This is a genomic window from Streptomyces sp. NPDC004658, assembly GCF_040609555.1.
Lineage (GTDB): Bacteria > Actinomycetota > Actinomycetes > Streptomycetales > Streptomycetaceae > Streptomyces.
On sequence record NZ_JBEXKG010000216.1, the window covers coordinates 1 to 10,092 of the forward strand.

Consider the following 10,092-nt stretch of genomic DNA (forward strand, 5'->3'; position numbering starts at 1 on the left):
GGCCGTAGGACGGGGGACGGCCGGCGGCCCGAGCTCCGGGACGGCGGGCAGGCGGGGGCGGCAGCGGATCAGGGCCGCTCCAGCGCAGCCGCGCGGCGGCTGGGAAGGGTCGGCCGGGAGCGATCGCCCACAGCTGGTCGGTGGCGAAGCAAGGGGCGCGGCGATGCACGGTTGGCAGGTGCACGCCGATCGCGGTAGCGACCGCCTCGTCGCCCGCACCGACGCACCGTTACGGCTCGACCGGTCGGAGGCGGCCCGCTGATCGGAGGTCGGACCCGGCCCAACGTCCGTACGCGGGGCGGTTGGTCCCCGATCCAGGTCATCCCCCAAGATGCGCCCCGCCCGGTTTCGGGCGCATGGCCGAGGCGGGGGCGTGGAAAGGTAAGCATGTTTAACGGTTTATTAGTTCGGACGTATGAGGTACCTGGTCTGCGGGGGAATCAGTGGCACTACCGCGAGTTGGAGCACCGGCCATGCACTCCACCCCTCATGTGCGCTTCCACATACTCGGCCCCCTCGAGATCTGGGCGGGAGACCGGCGGATCAGGCCTGGCGGCCCTATCAACGAACGCGTACTCGCCATGCTGCTGCTAGAGGCGGGACGGATCGTTCCCGTCTCGCGGCTGATCGAGGCGGTCTGGGAGGAGGAGCCGCCGTCCACGGCGGTCCACCAGGTCCGCAAGGCGATCGCCGAACTACGCCGGCGGTTACCGTCCGGGCACGAGTTCATCGTCACCGCACCGCCGGGCTACCGCGTGATGCTCGAGGACGGCCAGTTGGATCTGCAGATGTTCGACATCCGGATGCGGCGCGCGCACGAAGCCCGCGCCGAAGGCCTTCTTGAAAACGCTGTCATGCAGTTGAAAGCCGGACTGGACGCCTGGCGTGGACCCATCCTCGGCGGCACGGGAGGCTCCCTCATCGACACCTCCGCGGCCGCGTGGGAAGAGAGGCGCCTGACCGCCACCGAGCAGTGCTTCGAACTGCGCCTCGGCCTCGGTGAGGCGAGCGGACTCATCGGCGAACTGCGCGAGGCCGTCACCGCGCACCCCTACCGGGAGGTGCTGCGCGGCCACCTGCTGCTCGCCCTCTACCGCGCCGGACGGCAGGCGGAGGCGCTGGAGGAGTACACGCGGCTGCGCACCTCGCTGGCGGAGGAACTCGGCATCATGCCCGGTCCCAAACTGGCTGCCCTGTACGAGCAGATTCTGCGCGCCGACCCGGAACTGGACGCCCCACCGCTCGCCCGCGACACCGCCGAGCCGCCGTTCGCCGTCACCGGGGCCGCCCCCTGCACGCTGCCGTACGACCTCGCGGACTTCACCGGCCGTCACGAGGAGATACAGCGACTCGTCACCGCACCATCTCCCACCGGCGGCCGTACCAGCCCGCACATCCTGCTCGTTGACGGAATGGGTGGAATCGGCAAGACGGCCCTGGTCGTGCACGCGGCACACCGTCTCGCCGACACCTATCCCGACGGGCAGCTGTACGTCGACCTCCGCGGCTTCACCCCCGGGGAGGAACCCCTCTCCCCGGGGACGGCGCTCGGCGTACTGCTGCGGGCGATGGGGGTGCCCGGCAAGTCCGTGCCCGACGACGTGCTCAGCCGCGTCGCACTGTGGCGGGTCACCAGCGCCCGCCGAAGGCTGCTGCTGGTCCTGGATAACGTTGTCGACGCGGCACAGGTACGCCCGCTCCTGCCCGCCTCCCCCGGCAGTCTTGTCCTGATCACCAGCCGGCTCCGGCTGCCCGAACTGGAGGGCGCCGAAGGGCTCTCCCTGGGGCTGCTGTCCGAGGAGGACAGCGTCCAGATGGTGCGCAGCATCCTCGGCGCGGACCGGGTGGCCGCCGAACCGGACGCCGCCGCGCACCTGGTCCAGTTGTGCGGCCGGCTTCCGCTCGCCCTGCGGGTGTCCGCCGCCCGCCTGCGCAAGCGTCCACACTGGACGCTGCGCCATCTGACCGAGCGGCTCGGCGACGACGGGCGCATCATAGGGGAGCTGGAGTCCGGGGACCGCAGCGTCGCGACGGCACTGCGGATGTCGTACGACGCCATGAAACCCGAACACCGTGCCCATTTCCGGCTGTTGAGCCTATATCCTGGAGTCGACTTCGCGGTTCCGGTCGCCGCCGCCCTCTTGGACACCGATTCGCACAGCGCCGAGCGGGTCCTGGAGTACTTGCTGGACGTGCATATGCTGCAGGAGTTCGAGTTCGGCCGGTACTCCTTCCACGACCTGGTGCACAGCTTCGCCCGTACTCTGCCGACCGACGACGCCCCACAGCGCTCAGCCGCGGTGCGGCGACTGGCCGCCCGCATGGTGAGCGACCTGGAACGCGCGTGTGATGCCCTGTTTCCCGGACGGGTGCGCTACGGCTGCGCTCCGCCGACCGAGGCGGTGGCGGCACCCGCCCTGAGCCCCGAGGAGGCGCAGCGGTGGTTCGCCCAGGAGTGGCGAAACGTTGTGGCGGTCGTCCATCTCGCCGACCAGCACGGCCTGTACCGGCACGCCGCGTGGCTCAGTCGCGGCGTCGGCTTCCATCTGCATGCCCAGAACCACTTCTCCGATTTCGAGCACACGGCGCGGCTGGCCGTGGACAGCGCTCGCAAGGAGGGCGATCCGGAGCTGCTGTGCGTATCGCTGATCAACCAGGCGGTCGCCCAGTGGCAGCGTGACCTGTTCCAGGAGGGCATCGCCTCGTCCGAGGAGGCGCTGGAGATCGCCGCCACGCTGGAGGACCCCCGCATCGAGGCGGCCTGCCTGAGCCGGCTCGGCGTGCTGTGCACCAGCGTCGGACGTCTGCGGGAGGCTGTCGGATACCTGGCGCGTGCGAGCGAGGCGCATCGCGCGCTCGGCTCCGCCCGGGAGGAGGCGCAGGCCCTGGCCAACCTGTGCCATGCCAGAGAGCGCCTGGGGCGTCTGCCCGAGGCCGTGCAGGCCGGGCAGCGGGCCGCCGCACTGGCCCGCGACACAGGTGACGCGGGGATCGAGGCGACCGCGTTGGCCAATCTGTCGCTCGCCCATCTCGGCCTGGAGCGGCTCGATGCGGCGGCCGAGTGCCTCGACCGGGCGCGGACGCTGTGTGAACCGCTGCGCGCACCGGCACTGACCTCGCTGGTGCTGTGCAACCTGGCCGAGGCGGAACTGCGGTCGGGACGCCCGGACACGGCTCACGAGCACGCGGTGAACGCGCTGGACCTGGCCCGCGGCCACGGCTCGCAGGCCAGACAGGCCGCGGCCGAGAACGTGCTGGGCCGGGTCGACGGTGCGCGCGGGGAGCACCGGCGGTCCGTGGACCGCCACCGGGCCGCGCTGGAGCGGGCCACGGGTATCGGGCTGCGCACGGAGATGGTCCGGGCGCACCAAGGCCTGGCCCAGTCGCTGCGTGCCCTGGGCGACGGGACCGCCGCCGACGGGCACGTCCTGGCGGCACAGGAGCACGCCGCAGCGATGGCGCTGGGCACGAGGCCGGAAATGGACCCGGCCGCCGGGCCCTGGGTGTGACGCGTCAGGGGGCGGCGGCCGGAAGCGGGCGGGCGGTGACGGATGCGGCGGTCAGGGCGCGGAGCCGGCCACGGCGTCACCGCCCGGCACGTGCGCCGTCGCCGTCCGGGCCGCCCGTGTCGCGGACGGGCGGTCGGCGGCCGGGAGCAGCCGTGCGGCGATCAGCCGGGACAGGGCTGCCGCACGGGCCGCCCGCGGGCCCGACGGCAGCGTGACGAACTCCGTGCCGGACGTGGAGTGGCGGCACCACGCTTGCAGGCCGGCCTCGTCGAACCGCGCCGACGTCGGGTCGGTGCAGACCACGAGCCGACTCTCGGTGACCGTGCGGCGCACGTCGGCCTGGACCGGCGACGTCGTGGTGTGACCGGGGGCGACCGCGTCCGACACGAACAGGGTGGTGCAGACGGCGTGCCCGAGGGCCCGCTCGAACACCCCTGCCAGCGCGAGGCCCAGATGGGCGCCGGTCCCCCAGCCGTGCACCGCGAAAGGGCCGTACACGCCCGCGTCGCGTGCCTGACGGGCGAGGGCCTCCGGCGGGCCGGGCCGGGTGGACGCCCCTGTGCCGGGGTGGAGCACGACCAGCCGGAGGGCGGCGGGCAGGGCACGGGCCAGGCCGCTCACCTCCGCCACCGGGGTGTCCGGTCCCGGCAGGAGAACCAGCGGAAACCGCTTTTGGTGCACCGTCATCACACTCCTCCCGGCCCGGGGCGCGACGGCTGTCAGCGAGTGGGGCCGATGTCGGTGGCCAGGACCAGGCTGCGTCCGTCGGCGGTGTGCGCGCCGGCGGATCCCGCCGTGGCACCCACCCAGCCGATCACCGCCGCCATGACCACGGCCAGCGCTCCACGTCCCAACCACCGCATGTCACGTTCCTTTCAGCTGCCTGTTCTCGATGTGCCACCACCGTGCAACCGACTGATCCCGACGACATCCCGGTCCGATACCACCCGGTTACCCGGCAGGTCAGGGCCCCTGGCTCTGGTGTCCGACCGCGACGAACACGGTCCGGCACCGGCACGGAGGACACCGTCAGCCATCACGGCGAGGCCGAGGCGGCCTGGCTGCGGGCAGTGGCGGCATTCGCCAGGGACGCCGAGATCGATCACCTGGCCGTACGTCCACCGCAGCAGCCGACCGTCCGCGCAGGCGGTGGCCCAAGCCCGCGAAATCGGGCTGTTACCCGCGGTCTGTCCATGCGGGCGCCGGCATGCCCGACGCCGACGGCGTCCTCCCCGACTCGCCGGCGGACCGAACCGACCCCGACGACCGGCACTGGGCTCTGCCCCACCACCGCAGCTGAGTCAGGGCGGCAGGTGGCACGCCCGCCCGCGTGCGAACAAGTACGCCTGTGTCATGAGGAGTTCGACGACGGCCGACTCCTCATCGTCACGCGGGCCGTAGACCAGCAGCGAACCGCGCGGTACGACCGTCACGCCCCACCCCGCCGCGACCGCCCACCGCGCCCACCGGCCGGGCAGCATCAGGTGCACGCTCCCGTCGTACGGCGGATGCACATGCCCGAACTCCGAACCGGCCAGGAACGCCTCGGCCGGCCCATGGGCGAGGGCCGGCGCGAGATGGAACGCACGGGTCCCCCGTACGCAGACGTACGAGGGACCCGTGCGGACCCCGTCGAGTGCGGCGACGGCGTCGACGAGCCGCTGTCTGAGCGCGGCCGGTGCCGGGTCGGTCAGCTGCTCCACCGGATCACCGGTCACGACCAGCGGGGCGGCGCCCCGGCGTAACGGCAGAGGCATCCGGCGCTCACCCTCTTCCCGTTCGGCTGCCGGTCACGGCGGCACCCTGCGGATCGCCGCCCTGTGCGGCCCCGGACACGGATGGCGGCTCACGATCCTCACCCCGCCGCGATGCCCGGGGCGGGCGGCGTTTCGGCGAGGCGGAAGCCCATGGCGTAGATGTCGCGCCGGTACCAGCCGTGCCGGCGGCGGCAGCGGGCGAGGTCGGCGTAGCGGGTGAAGCTGCCACCGCGGGCCACCCGGTAGGTGGCGTCGGTGTCCGCGTGCAGGTCGTCGTCGACGTACTGACCGCCCGGGTAGGGGCGGTAGTCGTCGGCGACGTACTCCTCGACGTTGCCGGCCATGTCGTACGCGCCGAACGGGCTGCGTCCTGCCGGGTACATGCCGACCGGGGTGGTGGCCAGGGGTCCGTACTCCACGGTGTTGGCCAGGTCCTCGCCGGGTTCCTCGCCCCACGGGTAGGCCCGCCCGTCACCGCCCGAGGCCGCGTACTCCCATTCCGCCTCGGTCGGCAGCCTGAAGAGCCGCCCGGTGCGGCGGGCGAGCCAGGCCGCGTACGCGTCGGCGTCCTGCGGTGACACGCTCCACACCGGGTGGTTGGCCAGGTGGGCGGGGTACACGCCGAAGCGCCAGGAGGTGGGCAGCCCGGCCTCCGGGTTCTCGGTCAGGAACAGCCGGTACTCCTCGTTGGTGACGGGGTAGCGGGCGATGCGGAAGGCGGCGATGTCGGCGTCGTACTCCGGTGCCTCCTTCGCGATCCACGCGCGCGTGACGCCCACGTGCCGCCAGGCGGCGGCGACGGCGTCGACCCGGTCGGCCGCCAGGCCCAGCCGCACCCGGGCTGCCGGGACGTCCTCCATCGCCGGTGCCGCCGGATCGATGCGCGGATCGCCCAGCAGGGCGAGGAGTTGGCCCGCGGCCAGCCGGAGCAGCCAGTAGGCCTCCGGGTCGGCCACCCGCGCGGCCAGCTCCTGCGGGTCCTTGCCCGCGAGCGAGCGGGTCAGCTGCCGCAGCCGGTCCTGGTCGACGCGGTCGGTGAAGGCCGCGGGCAGCCCCATCGCCGTGCGGTCGTCCAGCTCGTTGGGGTTGACCGCGAGGGTGTCGGCCGTGGTCATGGGGCGGGCTCCGGCTGCGGCGGGAGCGGGTAGACCCGGCCGTCGTAGGAGGAGGCGAGGAACCGGCCGCGGGCGGCGTCGTAGTGCAGGCTGGAGATGCCCGCCGTGGTGGGCCGCCATACGTGCGGCCAGTCCCCGGTGGTCACGTCGTACACGGCCACCGTGCCCGCGTACGATCCCGTCGCCACCAGGCGGCCGTCCGTGGAGGCGGCGACGCACTTGACGGAGTGGTCGTGCGGCGTGGGTACGGTGCGGCTGGTGCGGCCGTCCCAGATCCGCAGGGTCAGGTCCCGGCTGACGCTGGCGAAGCGGCCACCCGGCAGCGGGGCGCAGCCGTTCGCGATGCGCGCGTGGGCCTCGTCGACGCGGCCGGTCTCGGTGAACGTCTCCACGGAGAACCAGGACACCGAGGCGTCCGCGCACACGGCGAACAGCGTGTCACCGGAGACCGCGACGCCCTTGACCGCGTTGGTGTGCAGCGGCAGCGTCGCGACGTGCTCGGGGTCCTGTCCCTCGCGGACGGCGAACACCAGGCCCTCCCCCGTGTAGGCGCCGACCACCACGTGCGGCACGCCGTCGCGGGTGAAGGTGGCCGCGCAGTTCAGCGGTGAACGGTGCTGGTGCAGGACGCGGCCGTCGCGGGCGTCGAAGACCCGGCCGAGCTGGCCGCCGGTCAGGACGCGGTCGCCGACCTCCACGAGGAAGTTGCACAGGCTTCCGGTGGCGGCGCGCTGCTGTCCGTCGACCCATACGATTCCGGCGTCGCCGGTCGTCCAGACCGCGCCGTCGGCGGTGGTGACGACGGCGTTGACGCACGCGGTGGGCTCCACTCCCGTCAGGTCCCAGGTGCCGTCGGTGACGCGGTACACGGCGTAGGACGAGCCGAAGGTGCCGAAGACGAGCGTGGCGTCGTCGAGGAAGGCGCACGAGCGGGCCCACACCTCGGCGGGGAACTCGGCGGTGTGCGTGAGCCGGAGCCCGGCGTCCGCGTCGGAGGCGTCCCACACCCGCAGGGTGCGGTCGTAGCTGAGGCTGACCAGGGACTCCGTGGCCGCGTTGTACACCAGTCGCTTGATGCCGGCCTCGTGGGCGGGGGCCTTGCCGGTGCGGCCGTCGGCGATGGTGATGATCTCGCCGTCGTCATTGCCCGCGTACACCACGCCGGCCCGGGTGATCGCGATGGTGTCGGTCTCCACACCGCCGAGGTCGACCTCGGCGACCATGCCGCCGGCCGTCAGGGACCAGCGCTTGACGGTGCCGTCGTCGCTGGAGGTCAGCAGTTCGTCGCCCTCCCCCAGCCAGGCGACGGAGATGACGTCGGCGGTGTGTCCCTCGAACCGGGCCACCAGCGTGCCCGTGAGGTCGTACACCCGCACCAGGTGGTCCCGGGAGGCGGTGGCGACCAGGTCCCGGGTGGGGTGGAAGACGGACATCTCCACGTCGTCCTTGTGGTCGCTCAGGACGGCTTGCAGCTTCAGGTCGGGCACCGACCACACCCGGGCGGTGTAGTCGCTCGACGAGGTCAGCAGCAGCGTCCCGTCGGGGCTGAAGGCGACCTGGTTGGCCAGGTGGTCGTGGACCGCGCGGGCGAGCGGTACCCGCGCCGCCACGTCCCACAGGATGACCTGGTTGTCGTAGCCGGCCGTGGCCACGTACGCGCCGCCGAAGGCCGCGACGCCGCTGATCGGCCCGTGATGGCGTATCACGCTGACTCCTCCAGTCGGATGGTGTGCGAGGTGCGGGCGACCTTCGCCGTCAGGTAGCCGGTGTTGTGCGGATTGACGAAGACGCCCGTGGCGACGGTGCGCCGCACCCGGATGCCGTAACGGCGCAGTTGCTCGCACTTGTTGGGGTTGTTGGTGAGCAGGTCGATCTCTTCGTGGCCCAGAGCGAGCAGCATCTGCGCGGCCGCCGCGTAGTCGCGCATGTCCTCGCCCAGTCCCAGGGCCCGGTTGGCCTCGTAGGTGTCCAGGCCGCGGTCCTGCAACCCGTACGCGTCGAGCTTGTTGTACAGGCCGATGCCGCGTCCTTCCTGACGCAGGTACAGCAGCAGCCCGCCGGCGGTGTCGATCATGCGCAGGGCCTCGCGCAGCTGGGGGCCGCAGTCGCAGCGGGCGGAGCCGAACACGTCGCCGGTCAGGCACTCGGAGTGCACCCGCACCAGCGGCACGCCGTCCTGGACGCTCCCCAGGCGCAGCGCCAGGTGCTCACGCCCGTCCACCAGTCCGCGGAAGGTCATGACCTGGGCGGTGATCGGCTCTCCAGTCGCCGGGTAGAGGGGGATACGCACGCTCTGGCGCACCTCCGCCCGCGGCGGCGGGTCACCGGCGCCGTCGCGGTGCCGCCGCCCGGGCACGGAGGGGGACCGGAGGCCAGTGGTGCGGGTGTCGCCGGATATATGGGGCATGTCTTCCTCCTCCTAGGCCGGCTCGGTCGTCGCCGGGTTCGTCGGGGTCCAGGCGGTGCGGGCGCGGTACAGGTGGACCATCACCACCGACGAGACGGCGCCGAGCGCCAGGAACGTGGCGTGCGGGCCCGCAACACGGTCGAGCGGGGGGATCACAACAGGGGACAGCAGCGCGGCGGATCCGGTCAGCAGCCACATCAGGCCCGAGGCACGGCCCATGACGGCCTGCGGCAGGTAGCGCACCCGCAGCATCACCACGGCGGCCAGCAGTGCGCCCTGGGCGACGGCTCCGAGAACCAGTGCGGTGAGGAACAACGGCCACACCGGCAACGCCAGCAGGGCCAGGGACACCGCGCGGGCGGCGAGGGCCACGGGCAGCAGTGTTCTGGGGCGCAGCCGTCGGCGCTGCGAGACGAGCAGGTTGCCGGTCAGCAGGCTCAGGTTGACGGCGGCGACGACCCAGCCGGCCTGCTGCCCGGACAGCCGCCAGGAGTGGCGCAGTTCGAAGAGGACCAGGGACGTCAGGCCGGTGCCGCAAACGGCTTCCAGCACCATCTGCAGGACGAGCGTGACGGCGATGCGCCGGTCGGCGGTGACGTCGTGCCAGACCTTGCGCAGCCGCGCCGGTTCATGCCGCCGGACGCCGGCGGCGGCGCGGCGCGGTGGACGCACGCCCGCCCCCCACACCGCCAGCGGCGCGAAGAACGTCGGCAGGTTCAGCCACAGCACACCCAGGTAGCCGAGCCACGGCAGGGTCGCGGCGACCAGGACCGGTCCGGCCAGGGTGGTGGCGAGGAACAGGCTGTTGAGGGTGCCGCGGGCCCGCGCGGGGCAGCGCGGGAACATCACGGGTACGTCCGTCATCCAGCCGGTCCGGTAGGCGACCCCGCCGGCCGCCACCACCAGGGCGCACACGAACAGCGTCCAGGTCTGCGGATGGCCCCTCCACAGCAGCAGGTTCATCGCCAGGGCCGCCGACGCCTGCGCAAGCAGCCCGTACAGGACGAGGCCGGACGTGCCGCTCCGGTCGGCCACCGAGCCGAACCAGGGGGCGAGGAGCATGCTGATCGGCACGGCGGCGGCCAGCCACGCCATCACCGTCAGCGAGCCGGTCAGCCGGTACGCCAGCAGCGGCAGCGCGGTCGCGTACAGGGCCTCGCCGACGTTGTTGACGGCGTTGCCGGCGGCGAAGACGAGGAAGGGGCGCTCGCTGAACGGGGAGGGCTCCACCACCTCGTCGCCGCGGGCGGTGCCGTGCCCGGAGCGCACCCGGCCGGCCGTGGTCACGGCCGTGCGGCGCCGGC

8 protein-coding genes are annotated in these 10,092 nt (G+C 72.9%); 1 reads left to right on the forward strand and 7 read right to left on the reverse strand.

Features of this window, described 5'->3' with window-relative positions; translation table 11 throughout:
- Positions 1 to 473 precede the first annotated feature (473 nt).
- Complete coding sequence (locus ABZV94_RS37440; protein ID WP_356348788.1) at positions 474 to 3,509, forward strand: BTAD domain-containing putative transcriptional regulator; 3,036 nt, start codon at positions 474 to 476, stop codon at positions 3,507 to 3,509.
- 51 nt (positions 3,510 to 3,560) lie between these two features.
- Here the strand turns inward: ABZV94_RS37440 and ABZV94_RS37445 are convergent, their stop codons facing one another.
- From ABZV94_RS37445 to ABZV94_RS37475, 7 genes are all read right to left on the reverse strand, one after another.
- The gene (locus ABZV94_RS37445; RefSeq protein ID WP_356348790.1) at positions 3,561 to 4,196 is read right to left on the reverse strand and encodes a hypothetical protein; all 636 of its coding nucleotides are present in this window, start codon (positions 4,194 to 4,196) and stop codon (positions 3,561 to 3,563) included.
- 32 nt (positions 4,197 to 4,228) lie between these two features.
- Positions 4,229 to 4,372 (reverse strand): hypothetical protein, encoded by a 144-nt coding sequence (locus ABZV94_RS37450; RefSeq protein ID WP_356348792.1) that lies wholly within the window; start codon positions 4,370 to 4,372, stop codon positions 4,229 to 4,231.
- Positions 4,373 to 4,810: 438 nt separating this feature from the next.
- Entirely contained in the window at positions 4,811 to 5,266 is a 456-nt protein-coding gene (locus tag ABZV94_RS37455) for a luciferase family protein (RefSeq protein WP_356348794.1), read from the reverse strand.
- Positions 5,267 to 5,364: 98 nt separating this feature from the next.
- The gene (locus ABZV94_RS37460) at positions 5,365 to 6,381 is read right to left on the reverse strand and encodes an SUMF1/EgtB/PvdO family nonheme iron enzyme (RefSeq protein ID WP_356348796.1); all 1,017 of its coding nucleotides are present in this window, start codon (positions 6,379 to 6,381) and stop codon (positions 5,365 to 5,367) included.
- Positions 6,378 to 8,087, reverse strand: a complete 1,710-nt coding sequence (locus tag ABZV94_RS37465) for a WD40 repeat domain-containing protein (protein WP_356348798.1) — start codon at positions 8,085 to 8,087, stop codon at positions 6,378 to 6,380. The genes ABZV94_RS37460 and ABZV94_RS37465 overlap by 4 nt, the downstream gene beginning before the upstream one ends.
- Positions 8,084 to 8,788 (reverse strand): GTP cyclohydrolase II, encoded by a 705-nt coding sequence (gene ribA / locus ABZV94_RS37470; protein WP_356348800.1) that lies wholly within the window; start codon positions 8,786 to 8,788, stop codon positions 8,084 to 8,086. The genes ABZV94_RS37465 and ribA overlap by 4 nt, the downstream gene beginning before the upstream one ends.
- A 12-nt stretch (positions 8,789 to 8,800) precedes the next feature.
- The coding region (locus tag ABZV94_RS37475; RefSeq protein WP_356348801.1) for an MFS transporter at positions 8,801 to 10,092 on the reverse strand (1,292 nt) is incomplete at its 5' end.